Here is a 16,621-nt window from a genome sequence, read left to right as displayed (position 1 = left end):
GGGTTACTCCGGAACGCCTCCCTGGGTCAATACGCCTGGATCCAAAAGGCGTTCCAGCGTTTTACGATCCAGATCCGTCTCTTCCTCAGCAACATCAATGATAGGCCTACCTGCCTGGTAGGCTTTTTTAGCCACTGCCGCCGCGGCATTATAGCCAATCACGCCATTAAGCGCGGTCACCAGAATCGGATTTCGAGCCAAGGGGCCTTGCAAGTTATCTTCTCGCACCTTGAACGTTGCAATTGCTCTATCCGCCAGTAGCCGTGACGTATTACTCATTAGCGTAATCGCCGTGAGCAAATTCGTTGCCACCAGTGGCAGCATGACGTTCAACTGAAAATTACCACTCTGACCTGCCACGGTAATGGCCGAATCCAACCCAATCACCTGGGCTGACGCCTGCGCTGCCGACTCAGGAATCACAGGGTTAACTTTGCCCGGCATGATGGAACTACCCGGCTGAAGCGCCTCAAGCTCAATTTCGCCGAGCCCAGCCAAGGGGCCTGAGTTCATCCAGCGTAAGTCGTTGGCAATCTTCATAATGACGCACGCGAGGCCTTTTAACTGCCCGGATAGTTCAACGGCGGCATCCTGAGATGAAAGACTGGCAAAAAAACTATCGTTGGGTGCAAAATTAAGCCCGGTTTGCTCGCTTAGCTCTTTGGCTACCTGCTCAGCGAATCCCTCAGGTGCATTAATACCCGTACCAACCGCTGTCCCACCCTGCGCCAAGCGGCATAGCCTGCTCATCGCGCTGTCGAATCGCTCAATAGCCTGCCCTAATTGACTCGACCAGGCCCCGAGTTCCTGGTCCATACGTAACGGCATCGCATCCATTAAATGGGTGCGTCCCGTTTTGACAACATCTTTTAGCTCCTCGGCACGCTGATCAATACAGGTCTTTAAATGCTCAAGTGCTGGCTTGAGAGACTCACTAACCGCAATCGCTGCTGACACATGTATGGCGGTTGGGATAACGTCATTGCTTGATTGCCCCATATTCACGTGATCATTAGGCGTCACATCGACACCTTCACGGCTTGCCAGCGTAGCCAATACTTCATTCACGTTCATATTGGTAGAAGTGCCCGAGCCCGTTTGAAAAATGTCGATCGGGAACTGGTCGTCGTGCTGCCCGTTAATCACAGCCTGTGCTGCGTTTTGAATAGCCTTGGCTCTAGCATCATCCAACAGGCCCAACTGCTGGTTAGCCCGCGCTGCAGCCAGCTTTATCCGCGCTACGGAATGGATAAACGCGGGGGGCATAGGGGTGTGAGACACCGGAAAATTATTAATGGCCCGCTGCGTTTGAGCGCCATAAAGCGCGGAAGAAGGCACTTCAAGCTCACCCATGCTATCGCGCTCGATACGAGTATCCATATGATTCTCTCCTTTGAGTGGTAATCAACCTTATCTACAAGCGATCACGTGGGCAAATCCCTTCTCAACCGCTGCCGTTATTCAAACTAGACGCTCCAACCGGCCAGGTAAACCATCATGTCCCATCATGCTCACATTAAGCCTGCCTCTTTATATTGCAGCGCACAAAAACGACTGCTATGCTGCACTGCAGAAACGCTAAACTAATGACATTTTTATTGTTCAGGCAGGAGTTTCATAATGAATGCATTCAACACAAATGAAATGAACCAGCAGTTTGATAACGTCTTTATGGCCCCTGCACGCGCTTATGCTGCGCTAACGATTGATTATGCCGAAAAGATGCTGAACGCTCAGGTGGAAGCAAACCAGGCTTATGCTGAGACGGGTATTAATCAATTGCGCCAGCTAACCAGCGTTAAAGATCCGCAAGGATTGCGTAATTATATGGAAGGCCAACAGCAGGTTGTTAAGCAGCTAGCGGAACGTGTGAAAGGCGATGCCGATAAAGTGGTTTCGCTTCAGCAAGATTATTTCAAGAAAAGCCAAAAACTAACCGAAGAAAACGTGAAACAAGCACAAGCTGCTGCTGGCAAGATGCGTCAAACGACCTGATTTTTTTTAAGTTCTGAACACTTAATCATTAGATGCCCGCTGATCCACTCAGCGGGCTTTTGCTTACCAGCCAAGTGCAGACTTAACAAACGGGATTGTCAGTTTACGCTTAGCCGACAAGGAAGCCTGATCCAGAGTTTCAATCGCCTTACATAAATCGCCTAATTCGCGAGGTCCGCGGTGCAAAATATAGCGCCCTACGTCATCGGGTAGCTGCATTCCCCTGACATTGGCGCGCAGCCTAAGCGCGGCCAAACGGCTTTCGTCATCCAAAGGGTGTAAATGAAACGTCACTCCCCAGGTAAGGCGTGAAGCAAGATCCGGAAGCACAACCTCAAGCTGGCGCGGAGGTGTGTTAGAGGCGATAACAAGCTGTTTGCCAGCATCGCGCAAGCGATTAAACGCATGAAACAGGGCTTCTTCCCACCGTTTTCGGCCAACGACATACTCAAGATCATCAATCGCGACTAAATCCAATCGCTCTATATCTTCAAGCATCAGGGGCGGAAAATGCCCCAGGTCAGCTAACGGTAAATACAAGGCCCGCATATCCGCATCGGAAGCCGCATGGCAGGCGGCCTGAAGCAGGTGGCTTTTGCCGCTGCCTTGCGCACCCCATAAATAGATAAACGGCTCTGCATTCGGCTGAAATTGTTGTGTCAGATGTTCAACCAGTGGAGCATTCGCGCCTGAAGCGTAATAGTTATTGAAGGTTGCATCATCGCGCAACCCTACTCCTAACGGCAGCTGTGCCGGCACTCGGCTCATGGTGACTCCCTTTCGTCGTGACGCCCCAGCTCATTATGGTGATGTAAAGGCGTTAGCGAGCCTTGTTCTGCATTATAAAAGGTGCTGTGTTTATAACGATCATTAAGCTCTCTAAGCAGCACCATAAAAACAGCTGCAACGGGTAACGCTAACAGCACACCGGTAAACCCAAATAAATTTCCACCCGCCAGTACAGCAAAAATAACGGCGACAGGATGCAAACCAATTTTATCGCCCAATAGTTTGGGCTGCAGTATGACACTTTCTGCAGCTTGACCGATACTAAATACCACGATCACACCGAGCACCGCCCACCACGTACCGAATTGAAATAATGCAACAATTAAGGCGACGGCAATGCCAACAATAAACCCCAAAAAGGGTACGAAACTTACCAGACCGGCCACAAACCCTATCAACAAACCAAAATTAAGCCCCATCACAGTAAGACCGGTCGCGTAAATAACGCCCAGGCACAACATCACCAAAAGCTGGCCGCGTAAAAAAGAGGACAGCACTTCATCGCAACGCCGTGCTAAGCGAAACGTATCATCAGCCCATTGCCTTGGCACCAGGCTTGCAAGATTGCGCAGCATCCGCTTCCAGTCGAGGAGTAAATAAAACGTCACGACAGGAATCAAAGCGATATAAGTAATCCATGTCATAAAGGCCATACCTGAGCGGCCAATTTGGCCTAGCGCTTGAGCCAAATACCCTCCCGCATCACGCCAGTTTTCCACCAATACTTCACGCACATTGATTAACTCGGCACGCAAATCGTAGCCCGTCCACTCCTGAACCTGTGGCGCCAGCACATTCTCAATCCACATGAACATGTCAGGCATCACTTCCCCTAGCTGCTTGATTTGTTGAATCACCAGCGGAATAAAAATCAATAGACTCGCCGTTAATACAATAAGCAGCACCAGAAATACCAGGCTCACGGCGAAAGGTCGTTTCATTCCCAGCCGCTGAAAGTAGTTAGTCAGCGGGTCAGCTAAATAGGCTAATACCATGCTGGCAATAAAGGGCATCAACACCGAATTAAGTACATACACCAGCCCAATGAAAATCGCGAGCAGGCCAACCCCTAACCATGAATTTCGCATTACATGACTCTCCTTCCTGGATCCATCAATAGCGCTTTGTACGCTTAATAATAACAAAAGTTGGAGGAACACTGACCCAACATGTATACCGGCGATGCGACCCACGCCGCTGGGTGTTACAATCTTCTGCAGTTATTGCCCAGCACTGGCCATTTCGCCAGCACTACCCCGTACTGCTATAGGCTTCACAGGAACTGTCATGACCGAGACTTCCACTTCTCCGGCTACTCCTTCACTCAGCTATAAAGATGCAGGTGTCGATATTGATGCCGGAAATGCCCTAGTTGACCGCATTAAACACGTTGCCAAACGTACCACACGCCCCGAAGTAATGGGCGGGTTAGGCGGCTTTGGCGCACTATGCGAGCTGCCAGCAGGTTACAAGCAGCCTGTACTGGTGTCTGGCACCGATGGCGTAGGCACCAAGCTACGTCTCGCCATGGACCTTGGCAAACATGACACTATCGGCATCGACCTGGTGGCCATGTGCGTTAATGATTTGATTGTTGCAGGTGCTGAGCCGCTGTTATTCCTTGACTACTATGCCACGGGCAAGCTGGATGTGGATATCGCGGCAGATGTTGTCACGGGTATTGGTGCGGGGTGTGAGCTGGCAGGCTGCTCTCTGGTGGGTGGTGAAACCGCCGAAATGCCGGGCATGTACGAAGGCAGCGACTATGATCTAGCCGGTTTTTGCGTTGGTGTGGTGGAAAAATCCGAAATTCTTGATGGTAGTAAAGTGGCAGAAGGCGATGTTCTTCTTGGGCTTGCCTCCTCAGGCCCTCACTCCAATGGCTACTCCCTGATTCGTAAGATCCTTGACGTCAGCAATGCCTCTCTCGACACCAAGGTAGATAATGCCCCACTGGGTGATGCATTACTGGCGCCGACTCGTATCTACGTCAAATCATTACTTTCACTAATGCGCGGCACCTCTATTCCGGTTCATGCGCTTTCCCATATTACCGGCGGCGGCCTGCTGGAAAACATTCCGCGCGTACTGCCTGATACGCTAGCAGCACATATTGATATTAATACGTGGCAGCGCCCCGCGGTTTTCGATTGGCTTCAGGCCCAAGGCAATGTTAACGAAGTCGAAATGCACCGCGTGCTTAACTGCGGCATCGGTATGGTACTGGTGATTCCTGCGGCTGAAGCTGAACAGGCCATGGTTCACCTGCAAGCACAAGGCGAAACGGTTTATCGTATCGGGCATATTACCCAACGTCAGGAAGAAGCGGTGGTGCTGGAGAACCTGTCAGCATGAGTGGTACCGAATATCCCAGCGACACGATTACCGACATGACGCCAGAACCTACCGGGCCACGGCGGGTCGTTGTGCTGATTTCAGGCAGTGGCAGTAATCTTCAAGCGTTGATTGATGCGCAGTCGCATGACCGTTTAGGTGGCGAGATTGTGGCGGTGATCTCCAACGTGGCTGACGCTTATGGTTTGAAGCGCGCCCACGAGGCCGGCATCGAGGCCGTCGCCCTGCCTCATCGTGAATATGACAACCGCGAGGCTTACGACGGCGCGCTGATTAAGGTGATTGAGCGTCATGAACCCGACGTGATTGTGCTGGCTGGCTTTATGCGTATTTTAACGCCGCGCTTTGTACAACGCTTTTTGGGTCGGATGCTGAATATTCACCCCTCACTGCTGCCCGAGTACCAAGGGTTAAATACTCATGCGCGGGCGCTGGCCGACAAAGTAACCAGCCACGGCTGCAGTGTGCATTTTGTTACCGAAGAGCTGGATGGCGGCCCCGTAGTTCTGCAAGCAGAATTAGCGGTCACTCCTGAGGATAACGCAGAGACGCTTAAAGAGAAGGTCCACGCCCGCGAGCACCTGATTTACCCAATCGCCGTACAGTGGTTTTTAGAGGGGCGGCTACAGTACAGCGCGGAAGGCGCTAAAATGGACGGCCATCTTCTACCTGAACATGGTATGCGCCTTTCTCATGCCGATGCCGCTGAAGAACTTGATGAAGAGCTGGATAAAGACAGCGACGTGTAGTTGGTCGACCTGTCGGTTACTGTTCGCAGAAACGCGCAGAGTAAATAGAAAGTAAGGCCTTACGGTTTCCCGTAAGGCCTTACTTTTAGGGCTACTTAACAGGCGTATCTATTACGTGCGCGGTAACGTAACACCACGCTGTCCCATGTATTTCCCGCCTCGATCTTTATACGACGTTTCGCACTCCTCGTCGGACTCTAAAAACAGCATTTGCGCCACACCTTCGTGAGCATAAATCTTGGCTGGCAAATTGGTCGTGTTAGAGAACTCAAGCGTTACGTGCCCTTCCCATTCCGGCTCAAGCGGCGTGACGTTCACGATAATACCGCAACGCGCATAGGTTGATTTACCCAGGCAAATAGTCAGCACGCTGCGCGGAATACGAAAATACTCAACCGTTCTAGCTAACGCAAACGAGTTAGGCGGAATAATGCAAACATCACCTTTTACGTCCACAAAGCTTTTTTCGTCAAACGCTTTAGGATCAACAATGGCCGAATGAATGTTGGTAAACACTTTAAATTCATCGGCACAGCGGACATCGTAGCCATAGCTGGATGTGCCGTAAGAGATCACTCGCTGATCATTAACATAGCGAACCTGCTCTGCTTCAAACGGTTCAATCATGGCATCACTTTGTGCCATGCGACGAATCCACTTATCTGATTTGATACTCATGTGTTACTTCATCACTCGCTAAAAGAAATAGTGGGCCCATCGCTTTCGCTGCCATTTACTGACTGGGCAACTTGCCTGGCAATCTCTGCAAACGCTTGGCTTACCGAGCTATCAGGCTCTGAGATAACGCTTGGAGTACCCGAGTCTGCCAGCTCTCGAATGGACAACGTCAATGGCAGCCGTCCCAGTACGGTTGTCTGGTACTCTTCGGCAATGCTATCCCCTCCTCCTGTACCAAAAATTGCGGCCTCATGACCACAGTTTTCACAGTGGTAAAGGCTCATGTTTTCAACCACACCAAGCACCGGAACATTCACCTTGCGGAACATTTCGATACCTTTACGCGCATCTAACAGCGCGATATCTTGCGGGGTGGTCACAATAACCGCCCCCGTTACTGGCACTTTTTGCGCCAGTGTCAGCTGTATATCGCCGGTGCCTGGGGGCATGTCAATCAGTAGGAAATCAAGATTATCCCACTGTGTTTGTGTGAGCATTTTCTGAAAAGCCCCCACCACCATTGGCCCGCGCCAGACCATCGCTTCACGCGTATTGACCAAAAAGGCCATCGACATGGCTTGAAGGCCATGGGCATTCAACGGTAAAAACTGGTTGTTGTCAGTCGCTTCGGGGCGGACACCCTCCTTCACACCAAGCATTTGCGCCTGGCTTGGACCATAAATATCCGCATCCAGTACGCCCACACGATAACCCTGAGCAGACAGTGCCAGCGCCAGGTTAACGGTGACAGTCGATTTACCAACCCCACCTTTTCCCGAGGCCACTGCGACAATATGTTTAACGCCGTCCATTAGTCGCGCTCCTATAATCCAGGCAAAAACTATTCACGTTGTGCCAAATGATACTCTGTGACCACGTATTCATAAACCAACAAACAAAAACGGATGCTGGGGCTACCAGCATCCGCCTGTCAATTCGTCTGGTTGATTCAGACGAATACGCTTAATTATTGCTTTGCTGTTGGCTCTGTGATTGGTTGTTATCGCTTTCGTTGGCAGGTGCCTGATCCGTTGCGCCGCCCTCGGATGAAGCGTCATTCGCTGCATCATCGGCGCTACCTAAACGCTGATCAAGGGAAGAAAGCTCATCCCGCCAGTTGCTTAGCTGAGACTCCAGTTGAGATAAGGTTTCTTCACGCGCTTCAATATCGCTATTAATGTTAGCAACTTCATTACGACCAAGATCAACCGCAACCATCAAGTCTTCCATTTCGCCACGCACCTGCTCCAGGCTCTGCGACTCCTCTTCACGAAGCTCAACCAATGAATCGACTTCGCTTTGAAGCTCATCACGCCCAGAGGTGAGGGAGTCACGGGTATTTTCCAACTCATCCAGCTCACTTTGTGCCGAAGCCACCTGTTCCTCAAGGCCAGAGAGCGCTTCATTAGCTTGACGGCTCTGCTCTTCAAGTTCAGCAAAATCATCTTCAGCGCTACTTAGTGCTTCAACCGCTTGCTGGCGCTGCTCTTCAGCCTGTTGGCGTGCGGTTTCAGCTTCTTGCCGCGCTTCATCAGCGCTCTGCTGGGCTTCTTCTATCTGCTGAAGTGTCGCTTCAGCATTATCACGGGTCGTTGTGATTTCATCGCGCTCATCGCGCAGTGACTGCATATCACCCTGGGCGTTTTCCAGCTCCTGGTTTAAAGCATCCACTTCATTTTGAAGTTCATCTCGTTGAGTTTCTAATTCTTCAAGGCGCGTCTGAATAGTAGCCACGTCATTTTGTGCGCTTTCCAACGCAGAACTGGCTTCATTGCGCTGCTCTTCAAGCTGCGCCACCTCTTCCTGCATGTCCGCTAAATTGGTTTCTGCCTGATCTATTTCCTGGATACGGCGGCTATAACGGCGATTGTCCTGTTCAGCACTTGCCAGTTGCCCTTCAAGCGCTTCAACACGCTCTTTATGAGTCCCTGCGTTGGACTGCGCCATAATCGCCCAAATAACGGCAATGGCGGCGATACCCGCGATAGCCCTGACTCGGTTATCTTTAAATAGTGTTTTGGCATCCAGCCTGCTCGCAGGCGTCTGATGATCCGAATGGTTTTCTTCTGACATTCTGCGTCCCTCTCTCTACCAGGCTACCGATATCAGCAGCGTTAAAGATGCGTTTAGCGCATATCGTCCATTACAAGCATACACAGCAAATGGCATCTAGCCAGTCCACTAGCAGATTCAATGCATTAGCCAAGCCCACCTTCTACTGTAGATCATTATGAGCGGGAGCTTCGCTTGGATGCGCATTTTTGAACCACGCAAGCTTTGTGTGCAGTGAAACCACACCACCAATAATTAAAAGCGCCGGTGATTGAATACCGCCTGTCGTCAAGGCCTCAGGCAGCGAGGCCAATGTTCCCGTATGGATTTGCTGTTCAGCCATCGTCCCTTGCTCAATCAACGCCAGAGGCGTATCACGCGACATCCCATACGCCATCAACTTTTGGCTAATTACACCAACGCTGTTTAGCCCCATATAGAAAACCAGTGTCTGGTTTGGTTTTGCTAACGCTTCCCACTCCACTGCCTGCTCATCATCCGCCCAATGCCCCGTCACAAAATGGACAGCCTGTGCATGATCACGGTGGGTAAGCGGAATGCCAGCATAAGCGGAGCATCCTGAGGCGGCGGTGATACCGGGAATAACCTCCACCGCTACTCCATGAGTGATTAGCGCCTCCAACTCTTCACCGCCGCGACCAAAGATGAACGGGTCACCGCCTTTAAGCCTTACGACGCTTTTGCCCTCAATGGCCCAGTCGACCAAGCGTTGATTAATCTCCTGTTGAGGAACGCTATGCTGCGACCGGACCTTTCCAACATAGAAGCGCTGCGTATTGCTCGGCAGTAGCGCCAAAATAGCGCTACTAACCAAGCGGTCGTAAAGCACGACATCTGCTTGCTGGAGGCGCTTGTAGGCTTTTAAGGTTAATAACTCTGCATCGCCAGGACCTGCGCCCACCAGGCTAACAAAACCACTCATTCGACCTCCTGACAAAATTCATACCTATATTGTTGCTTACGCGTAATCATGCCAATGATAATTGGCCGTGATTGCGTTTGCCTGCTTTCATGACCAGTGTTATGCCGATTTTATGAGGGAATGTATATGCTCAGGCTTGCACAAACCATCTGTGAACCCTGCTCGAAAGACACCCCGCCGCTAGATAAAAGCGAGTGTCAGGCTTATCTTGAGCAATTACCGGAGTGGCGGATTGTCGAGCACGATGGCATCATAAAGCTGTCACGAAGCTTTTCGTTTTATGACTTTGCCAAGGCGCTGACATTTACCCAGCGTGTTGGCGAAATAGCAGAGCAGGCCGGACACCACCCCATGTTAATCACCGAATGGGGTAAAACCACCGTAATGTGGTGGACACATCGTATTAATGGCCTGCATCTTAATGATTTCATTCTTGCCGCCAGAACCGACGAGGTAGCTGAGTAAATGTTTGAGCATATTGAGCGAGTCCCTGGAGATGCCATTCTCGGGCTGATCGAAGCTTTCAAAAAAGATACCAATCCGCAAAAGGTTGATTTGGGCGTAGGGGTTTACCGCGATTCAAAGGGTACTACACCGGTAATGCGCGCTGTCAAAGAAGCTGAAGCTCGCCTGCTCAAGAATGAAGCCACCAAAACCTATATCGGTTCGCACGGGGCGCCCGCCTACAGCAATGTCGTATTGCCCATGGTGCTGGGTAGCGACTCCCCCGTACTGGAAGCCAAACGCGCCAGCGCTACTCAATCCCCCGGCGGTACCGGTGCGTTACGCTTAGCGGCTGACTTTATTGCGACTCAGCTACCCCATAAAGGTATTTGGGTAAGTGACCCGACGTGGCCCAATCACCACGGTATTTTTACGTCTGCGGGCATAGCGCTGCATAAATATCCGTATGTAGATGCTGATAACCGCCTCGATTTTTCAGGCATGCTGGCCGCGCTGAAAAAAATTCCTGAAGGCGACGTCGTGGTGCTGCATGCGTGCTGCCATAACCCGACCGGTTTTGATCTATCCCAAGAGCAGTGGCAGGAAGTACTGGTCGTTCTACGTGAACGTAAGCTCCTACCGCTCGTTGACTTCGCCTACCAAGGGTTTGGTGAAGGGCTTGATGAAGATGCCTACGGCGTACGCCTACTAGCCGAACAGCTGGACGAAGTGATTATCACCAGCTCCTGCTCGAAGAATTTCGGTATCTACTGCGAGCGCACTGGCTGCCTTATCATGGTCGCTAAAGACGCGGAGCAGATGGAGAATGTGCGTTCTCAGGTGGCCATTGTGGCCCGGGAAAACTACTCCAACCCGCCTGCTCACGGCGGCGCCATCGTAAGCGAAATTTTAAACGATGCCGAACTGACCACGATGTGGCGTGAAGAGCTCACCGAAATGCGTGACCGTATTAATACGCTGCGCCGTGATTTTGTGGAAGCCCTGAAACCCTACGGCCTGGATCAGAAATATGCTTGTGTTGCTGAACAGCGCGGCATGTTCTCCTACACCGGGCTAACGCCTGACCAGGTAGATCGCTTACGCGATGAGTTTGGCATTTACATGGTCCGCTCTGGACGCGCCAACGTTGCGGGCTTCTCTCATGAAAATCTCCCTTACCTTGCCAAAGCAATTGCAGCGGTTAACGACTAACCGCGTTGCCTAATGCTTTACTCAGCGCCTAGGCTTTGCCTGGGCGTTTTTGTATCTTGGGAATGGTTGTATTGTTGTGTACAATTGCGCGCTTGCCGCCAGAGCCAAGGCCGCCCGTGCGGCGTCCTGTTCAGCGCCAACCTGACCGATCAGTCAACCCCATCTGGGTCTATCTGCCTAACGGTTTGCACTGTTAAACTCTTTTATTAACGAGGCTTTCCATGGCGGCAGCCAGCACACACTACCCTTGGTATAAAAAAGAAGACACCGATGCCTTCTTTGCTCTCTTCCAAAATAATATCGCCAACTTTATCGTTATCGCGATTACCATGCTGGGCATGGGCTTCCCTGCCTCGATCGTCTATGGTCAGGTGCTGCCAGGAGCGGCCGTTGCCGTTATGGTCGGCAACTTCTATTACGCTTGGAGCGCTGCACGCTTAGCCAGGAAAGAGAACCGTACCGACGTTACCGCCCTTTCATACGGCATTTCTACTCCGGTTATGTTTGTATTTTTATTTGGCGTACTGTTACCCGCCAAGCAACTGACCGGTGATACCGAGTTAGCCTGGAAGGTTGCGGTGGCTGCCTGCTTTATTAGCGGCGCTATCGAAGCGGCGATTAGCCTGATTGGCCGATGGGTGCAGTATCATCTGCCACGGGCTGCCATGCTGGGGGCTGTCGCGGGGGTAGCACTCACGTTTATTGCCGGTGAGATGCTGTTTAAAACACTGGAAGTACCGGTTATTGGCCTTCTCGTGCTGGCTATTATTATCGTTGGCCTGGTAGCCCGGGTCAGCATGCCCTTTAAACTGCCTACCTCGCTGTTCGCGATTATCGTCGGCACGGCGATGGCTTACTTGATTGGTAATGCTGGCAGTGAGCGCTTCAGCGATGCATTTACGCACCTGGGCTTTTACCCGCTGCTTCCGAATTTGGCCTGGTTTGAAGGTTTAGGTTTACTATTCACCGGTATGCTCGCTGTGCTAACCGTTGTTCTTCCTATTACGCTTTATAACGCCATTGAGACCATGAACAACGTTGAAGCGATGGAGGCAGCTGGCGACAAATACGACGTCCGCGAATGTCAGGCGGTTGACGGCGTAGGTACCATGATCGGCGCACTGTTTGGTGGCGTTTTTCCTACTACCGTGTATATCGCCACGGTAGGCGCAAAGTGGATGGGCGCCGGGCGCGGTTACAGCTTATTGAACGGTGCTGTTTATGCGCTGGCCACCATGACAGGATTAATTGCCGCCCTGGCAGCCATTATTCCCGTCTCCGTGGTAGCGCCCATATTAGTCTTTGTGGGCATGTCGATGATTGCCACGGCATTCCAGGCCAACGATACGCGCTATTATCCCGCCGTCGCACTCGCCATGCTGCCCTACTTTGCTAACTATATAATGACGCGCTTTAGCCGTGGCGCAGGCGAAGTGGTGAGCGATATTTCCAGTGCCATTGTGGTAATGGGCCAAGGAGCCATGTTTATGGCTATTTTGTTGGGCGCCATGACGGTGTCGGTGATTGATCATCAGTTTCGGCGCGCTGCCGTATTTGCCTTGATTGCAGCAGGCTTTTCATTTGTCGGTTTAATGCACGCGCCTCAACTTGCATTGAACGCCGCGCCACAATTTGTGCTCGGCTACTTGGCAATGGCGCTGCTATTTGCCTATTTCTCATTCCAGCAAGCGCCGCACAAGCATTAATTGGCTATGTGTTAATTACCCATTAATTTGCTAATTACTTGAGGCGTTGTATCCCGCCTGCCGTTGCGGGCGGGATAATATACGTACCAATACGACCCACGCAGTTAAACCCGACAACAAATTTCCTATCGCTGCCCCTACCGCCAAGCCCCACCAGCCAAAGAGCAGAGAGCCTACCCACAGGCAAGGCAAGTAGCAGACAAAGAGGCGCGCACTGGAAAGCAGCATGGCGCGCAGCGGCCAGCCCAACGCATTTCCCGCCGATACCACCAACATACATACCCCTAGCGCAGCATAACTTGGCAGCAAGAAGCGAATCAGTAGTGTCAGCTCGCTTTGCACATTAGGCGTTCCCGCCAGAACCATCGCGAGCCAAGGCGCACCCAAGGCAAGTATCACGCCAAGACCCAGCTGCCATATAACAGCCACTTTAAGCGCCAAGCGTATTAACTGCTGAATTTGCCCCCAATCCCCAGCCCCATAACAGCGTCCCAACCAAGGCGGAAGTGACATGGTCATCGCCAGTATGACCATCAGCGAAAGCGTTTCCAGGCGGCTTGCCAGCCCCCACGCTGCTACTTGGGTATCGCCAAGCCCAGCGACAACGGCAATGGTTAACATGCTGGCAAGAGGTGGCATCAATTGGCTCACCATCGCGGGAGCGGCAATGCCTACATAAGGGCGCCAGGAGTGTTTGGCCTCATCCAAGAGTCCAACGTTAGACACCCATTGCTTACGTATCAGCGCCTGGCACGTAATCACTAACCCCAAAGCGAATGCGATACACGTTGCCCAGGCAGCCCCTGGCAACCCCAAGCCCTCCCAGGAGCCAACACCAAAGATCAGCAGTGGATCGAGCACCAGGTTGGCTACACTACTAAGCACCATCATTTTACCCGGTAGCTTGGTATTGCCGTGGGCACGAAATACGCTATAGATAAAATAAAGCACCGCACCCAGCCATGCTGAAAAAAGTTGCGGCCCCCAATAAATACGGATGTAAGAAAGTGCCGTGTTATCTGCGCCTAACAGACGAAAAACAGGCTCATGGAAAAGCCATAAGCCTATACCCAGCACACCAATCACGGCTCCCCCAGCAAGCAGTACCAGGCTGGTTAAGCGCTTTGCTCTCGCATGCTCATCAGCTCCCAAGGCCCGCGAAATAAGCGCTGCAATGGCAATGCCCATACCCACTTGGATCCCAATAATTAAGAAAGAGAGTGGGAAGGTGAACGATTGCGCTGCCAAAGGAGCAGTGCCAAGGCGAGCGACAAAAGCACTATCAACAAGTTGAAAACCCAATAACGCCAGTACCCCGATGGCCATCGGCCAGGTTTGGCGCCATAGAGTTATTGCCAACTTGCGCTGACTCAATATAGTGCTCAAACCGGTAACTCCTTAATTTGCAATGTTTATAACCAAAAGCGCCACCGCCCCTTGGGGCGGTGGCGCTTTTTAACACGGATAACTTACTGACGGATACCTTCAAACGTCACATAAAGCTCTAGCTCGTGCATGGGCTCGGGGAAGTCGCTCATATCGATGCCAAAATCGCCCAGGGTAAGCATTGTGCTGCCTTCAAAACCGGCACGGTAATTACCCCATGGGTCCTCACCTTGACCGATTAACGTCACGGGCATTTCAATTTCTTGCGTCTCGCCGTGTAACGTTAAATCACCCGTCACAACACCTTCGTTGTCGCCTGTTGATTCAAAGCCGGTCGAGACAAATGAAGCGGTTGGATATTCGCTTGCATTCAGGAAATCACTGCTCAGAATGTGACGGTCACGCTCAGCGTGGTTAGAGTTCAAGCTATTCACCTGAACCTCGAACTCAACAGCAGAAGCGTCTACATCATCTTCATCGTAAGAGAGCTGGCCATCAAATTCTTCAAAACTACCCAGAATATAAGACATGCCAAGATGGTTAATTTTAAACTGTACGAAAGCGTGCTGGCCTTCGGTGTCAACGTTATAATCAGCTGCCTGAGCCTGGCTTAATGGCACTAATGCAGCCGCGGCAATAGCAGATGCAACGACACTTTTCTTCAACATCATGGTTATCTCCTCTCTTTCCTTAATAGACACAGAGAATTTTTATTTACTCCATGCTCGAAAACGCGATTCCAGTCAGTATTTACGAGCTCGCTCACCAAGCTCGAAGGACTTTTTTAATTCGTACTTTTTAATTAGCACTTATGTATTAGCATTTATCGCTTATAAATGCTCAGATCGGTGCGCCGGATTAACCATACGCACCAGTGTAGCGTGTCGATCAACCCAGTGATGTTTAAATGCGGCTAACGCATGTCCTGCAGCCAAAACTACCAATGTTAATGCGCTGTACCAATGAATATCACCGGCGATGCTGGCTTGATTAGGAAGGCCATGCAGTAATGCAGGCACATCAAACCAACCGAAAACGCTAATACCCCGGCCATTAGCCGTAGAAATCATATAACCGCTAAGCATGACAAGAAGCAAAACGATGTAGAGCGCGATATGGCCCAGATGGGCTGCCAGGACTTCGAAGCGGCTGCCTTCACCTGCCGGCGTCGGCTGCAGCAAGCGCCACGCTATGCGTGCAACCGTGGCTATCAACAGTAACATGCCAATCGAGCGATGCACCCATGGCCCCTGATTGTACCAGCTATCGTAGTAGCCAAGCCCCGTCATCCACCAGCCCAATATAAACAGGCCAATAATTGCTATGGCGCTAAGCCAATGAAACAGAATACTCACGAGACCCCAAGTGCGCTGCGTGTTCCGCCACATTATTTTCTTCCTCGTTACTACCAAACAAACGCTATGCTGACTCGACTTCCTGTCAAACATGCCCAAGTGTTGGCATTTCGCTCATGGCTATCGCAGGCCTGCTCTTATCGAAGTCAAGACAGTGCGAGAGCGCCCGTTAATCACAGCAGAGCCCCCACCAAAGCACTCAGCTGAACACTATCATCAAATATCAAAACGACCTTCGGTTTCTCAAGCCGCCGAAAGAGCGACTCTTGCGCGGCTACCGCTATGAATATCAGGAGCATACCGGCTGGCGCTTTAAAAGACTGCTGAAAAAAGCAGAATACAGCATTCGTAAAAACCATTGATTAACATGCTAACAGCTTTCATGGACCGCACAATCAGCAACCAGTAAGCGGTTCCTACTGATAGGTATGGAGAATTTAAAAAACAGAGGCAAGGAGCATTGAAAAAAACAAGAAAAAAACACTCCCGGTAATGTTATTGAAATTAATTCAATTTTTTAGAACATTTCGCGTACTTTTAATCAATTTTATTATCTAGTTTGCAGGCTTACAATCTCGTCATGTTCTCGAGTGACTTGGCAAAAAGCACACCATGCATGGGAGAACAACCACACACTAATGAGGTTTATATCATGAAAAAATTTACCACTGTCGCCGCTATTGCCGTCGCTTTATCTGCCACTACCTTTTCAGCAGCTGCACTGGCTGAGCGTGGTTCAGAGAAACTGAACACCGTGATGATTCCAACATCGACTGCCCATTACAGCCAGGAAGACCTCACCATGTCCCCATCGGACTTACCTGCGATCAATGGCGGCCAGGCTCAAAATGAGGTACTTGATGCCTCTTTCGACGAAAGCCAGCAAACAGTAGCAGACCGGACAATTAAAGGTAATGACCTGCACAGCCTTAACTCGTAAGGCAGGCAATACTGACA

At 51.0% G+C, this 16,621-nt stretch carries 17 protein-coding genes; 7 read left to right on the top strand and 10 right to left on the bottom strand.

Features of this window, described 5'->3' with window-relative positions; translation table 11 throughout:
* Positions 1–3 precede the first annotated feature (3 nt).
* Positions 4–1,380, bottom strand: a complete 1,377-nt coding sequence (locus ACT3TJ_RS12970) for a class II fumarate hydratase (protein WP_444665814.1) — start codon at positions 1,378–1,380, stop codon at positions 4–6.
* 240 nt (positions 1,381–1,620) lie between these two features.
* Between ACT3TJ_RS12970 and ACT3TJ_RS12965 the strand changes: the two genes are divergently transcribed.
* Complete coding sequence (locus ACT3TJ_RS12965) at positions 1,621–1,995, top strand: phasin family protein (RefSeq protein WP_087107407.1); 375 nt, start codon at positions 1,621–1,623, stop codon at positions 1,993–1,995.
* Between the two features lie 63 nt (positions 1,996–2,058).
* Here ACT3TJ_RS12965 and hda read toward each other — a convergent pair whose 3' ends face one another.
* Both hda and ACT3TJ_RS12955 read right to left on the bottom strand, forming a co-directional pair.
* The gene (hda, locus tag ACT3TJ_RS12960) at positions 2,059–2,763 is read right to left on the bottom strand and encodes a DnaA regulatory inactivator Hda (protein WP_172118424.1); all 705 of its coding nucleotides are present in this window, start codon (positions 2,761–2,763) and stop codon (positions 2,059–2,061) included.
* Complete coding sequence (locus ACT3TJ_RS12955) at positions 2,760–3,872, bottom strand: AI-2E family transporter (protein WP_441679131.1); 1,113 nt, start codon at positions 3,870–3,872, stop codon at positions 2,760–2,762. Before ACT3TJ_RS12955 ends, hda begins: the two co-directional genes overlap by 4 nt.
* Before the next feature lie 199 nt (positions 3,873–4,071).
* Here ACT3TJ_RS12955 and purM point away from each other — a divergent pair, with 199 nt between their 5' ends.
* Complete coding sequence (gene purM / locus ACT3TJ_RS12950) at positions 4,072–5,139, top strand: phosphoribosylformylglycinamidine cyclo-ligase (protein WP_444665812.1); 1,068 nt, start codon at positions 4,072–4,074, stop codon at positions 5,137–5,139.
* Positions 5,136–5,888, top strand: coding sequence for a phosphoribosylglycinamide formyltransferase (gene purN / locus ACT3TJ_RS12945; RefSeq protein WP_444665810.1), 753 nt, complete (start codon positions 5,136–5,138; stop codon positions 5,886–5,888). Before purM ends, purN begins: the two co-directional genes overlap by 4 nt.
* 111 nt (positions 5,889–5,999) lie before the next feature.
* Here the strand turns inward: purN and dcd are convergent, their stop codons facing one another.
* The 4 genes from dcd to cobA form a co-directional block, all read right to left on the bottom strand.
* Positions 6,000–6,566 carry a dCTP deaminase gene (gene dcd, locus ACT3TJ_RS12940; RefSeq protein ID WP_172118420.1) on the bottom strand — a complete coding sequence of 189 codons (567 nt, stop codon included), beginning with the start codon at positions 6,564–6,566 and terminating at the stop codon, positions 6,000–6,002.
* 11 nt (positions 6,567–6,577) lie between these two features.
* On the bottom strand, positions 6,578–7,378 hold the full coding sequence (apbC, locus tag ACT3TJ_RS12935) for an iron-sulfur cluster carrier protein ApbC (protein WP_444665808.1): 801 nt from the start codon (positions 7,376–7,378) through the stop codon (positions 6,578–6,580).
* Positions 7,379–7,529: 151 nt separating this feature from the next.
* Positions 7,530–8,639, bottom strand: coding sequence for a kinesin (locus ACT3TJ_RS12930; RefSeq protein ID WP_444665806.1), 1,110 nt, complete (start codon positions 8,637–8,639; stop codon positions 7,530–7,532).
* A gap of 142 nt (positions 8,640–8,781) precedes the next feature.
* Positions 8,782–9,561: a uroporphyrinogen-III C-methyltransferase gene (gene cobA, locus ACT3TJ_RS12925; protein ID WP_444665804.1), complete on the bottom strand. Its 780-nt coding sequence runs from the start codon at positions 9,559–9,561 to the stop codon at positions 8,782–8,784.
* 126 nt (positions 9,562–9,687) lie between these two features.
* On the opposite strand from cobA, the gene ACT3TJ_RS12920 reads away from it, so the two are divergent.
* The 3 genes from ACT3TJ_RS12920 to ACT3TJ_RS12910 all read left to right on the top strand — a co-directional run bounded on the left by ACT3TJ_RS12920 (position 9,688) and on the right by ACT3TJ_RS12910 (position 12,923).
* A complete protein-coding gene (locus ACT3TJ_RS12920) occupies positions 9,688–10,026 on the top strand; it encodes a 4a-hydroxytetrahydrobiopterin dehydratase (protein ID WP_172118416.1) in 339 nt (112 codons plus the stop codon).
* Complete coding sequence (locus ACT3TJ_RS12915) at positions 10,027–11,217, top strand: amino acid aminotransferase (RefSeq protein WP_172118415.1); 1,191 nt, start codon at positions 10,027–10,029, stop codon at positions 11,215–11,217.
* Positions 11,218–11,438: 221 nt separating this feature from the next.
* Positions 11,439–12,923, top strand: a complete 1,485-nt coding sequence (locus ACT3TJ_RS12910; protein WP_444665802.1) for an NCS2 family permease — start codon at positions 11,439–11,441, stop codon at positions 12,921–12,923.
* A 30-nt stretch (positions 12,924–12,953) separates the two neighbouring features.
* On the opposite strand, the gene ACT3TJ_RS12905 is transcribed toward ACT3TJ_RS12910, so the two are convergent.
* The 3 genes from ACT3TJ_RS12905 to ACT3TJ_RS12895 all read right to left on the bottom strand — a co-directional run bounded on the left by ACT3TJ_RS12905 (position 12,954) and on the right by ACT3TJ_RS12895 (position 15,697).
* Positions 12,954–14,249: an MATE family efflux transporter gene (locus ACT3TJ_RS12905; protein WP_444665834.1), complete on the bottom strand. Its 1,296-nt coding sequence runs from the start codon at positions 14,247–14,249 to the stop codon at positions 12,954–12,956.
* A 143-nt stretch (positions 14,250–14,392) separates the two neighbouring features.
* The gene (locus ACT3TJ_RS12900) at positions 14,393–14,977 is read right to left on the bottom strand and encodes a YceI family protein (protein WP_444630982.1); all 585 of its coding nucleotides are present in this window, start codon (positions 14,975–14,977) and stop codon (positions 14,393–14,395) included.
* Between the two features lie 162 nt (positions 14,978–15,139).
* Positions 15,140–15,697, bottom strand: a complete 558-nt coding sequence (locus ACT3TJ_RS12895) for a cytochrome b (RefSeq protein WP_444665800.1) — start codon at positions 15,695–15,697, stop codon at positions 15,140–15,142.
* 619 nt (positions 15,698–16,316) lie between these two features.
* Between ACT3TJ_RS12895 and ACT3TJ_RS12890 the strand changes: the two genes are divergently transcribed.
* Positions 16,317–16,604: a hypothetical protein gene (locus tag ACT3TJ_RS12890; RefSeq protein WP_444627855.1), complete on the top strand. Its 288-nt coding sequence runs from the start codon at positions 16,317–16,319 to the stop codon at positions 16,602–16,604.
* Positions 16,605–16,621: the final 17 nt, after the last annotated feature.

This window comes from Halomonas sp. AOP30-A1-24 (genome assembly GCF_052378165.1).
GTDB classification, from domain to species: Bacteria; Pseudomonadota; Gammaproteobacteria; order Pseudomonadales; family Halomonadaceae; genus Vreelandella; species Vreelandella citrativorans.
Note: the sequence above shows the minus strand (reverse complement) of the source record. Positions and strands in the feature narration are given on the sequence as shown.

Coding starts and splice junctions, on each gene's coding strand:
- ACT3TJ_RS12895 (WP_444665800.1), bottom strand. CDS start 15,697: ATGTGGCGGAACACGCAGCGCACTTGGGGTCTCGTGAGTATTCTGTTT.
- purM (WP_444665812.1), top strand. CDS start 4,072: ATGACCGAGACTTCCACTTCTCCGGCTACTCCTTCACTCAGCTATAAA.
- ACT3TJ_RS12915 (WP_172118415.1), top strand. CDS start 10,027: ATGTTTGAGCATATTGAGCGAGTCCCTGGAGATGCCATTCTCGGGCTG.
- ACT3TJ_RS12920 (WP_172118416.1), top strand. CDS start 9,688: ATGCTCAGGCTTGCACAAACCATCTGTGAACCCTGCTCGAAAGACACC.
- dcd (WP_172118420.1), bottom strand. CDS start 6,566: ATGAGTATCAAATCAGATAAGTGGATTCGTCGCATGGCACAAAGTGAT.
- ACT3TJ_RS12905 (WP_444665834.1), bottom strand. CDS start 14,249: ATGGCCATCGGGGTACTGGCGTTATTGGGTTTTCAACTTGTTGATAGT.
- purN (WP_444665810.1), top strand. CDS start 5,136: ATGAGTGGTACCGAATATCCCAGCGACACGATTACCGACATGACGCCA.
- ACT3TJ_RS12890 (WP_444627855.1), top strand. CDS start 16,317: ATGAAAAAATTTACCACTGTCGCCGCTATTGCCGTCGCTTTATCTGCC.
- ACT3TJ_RS12955 (WP_441679131.1), bottom strand. CDS start 3,872: ATGCGAAATTCATGGTTAGGGGTTGGCCTGCTCGCGATTTTCATTGGG.
- ACT3TJ_RS12900 (WP_444630982.1), bottom strand. CDS start 14,977: ATGTTGAAGAAAAGTGTCGTTGCATCTGCTATTGCCGCGGCTGCATTA.
- hda (WP_172118424.1), bottom strand. CDS start 2,763: ATGAGCCGAGTGCCGGCACAGCTGCCGTTAGGAGTAGGGTTGCGCGAT.
- apbC (WP_444665808.1), bottom strand. CDS start 7,378: ATGGACGGCGTTAAACATATTGTCGCAGTGGCCTCGGGAAAAGGTGGG.
- ACT3TJ_RS12965 (WP_087107407.1), top strand. CDS start 1,621: ATGAATGCATTCAACACAAATGAAATGAACCAGCAGTTTGATAACGTC.
- ACT3TJ_RS12930 (WP_444665806.1), bottom strand. CDS start 8,639: ATGTCAGAAGAAAACCATTCGGATCATCAGACGCCTGCGAGCAGGCTG.
- ACT3TJ_RS12970 (WP_444665814.1), bottom strand. CDS start 1,380: ATGGATACTCGTATCGAGCGCGATAGCATGGGTGAGCTTGAAGTGCCT.
- ACT3TJ_RS12910 (WP_444665802.1), top strand. CDS start 11,439: ATGGCGGCAGCCAGCACACACTACCCTTGGTATAAAAAAGAAGACACC.
- cobA (WP_444665804.1), bottom strand. CDS start 9,561: ATGAGTGGTTTTGTTAGCCTGGTGGGCGCAGGTCCTGGCGATGCAGAG.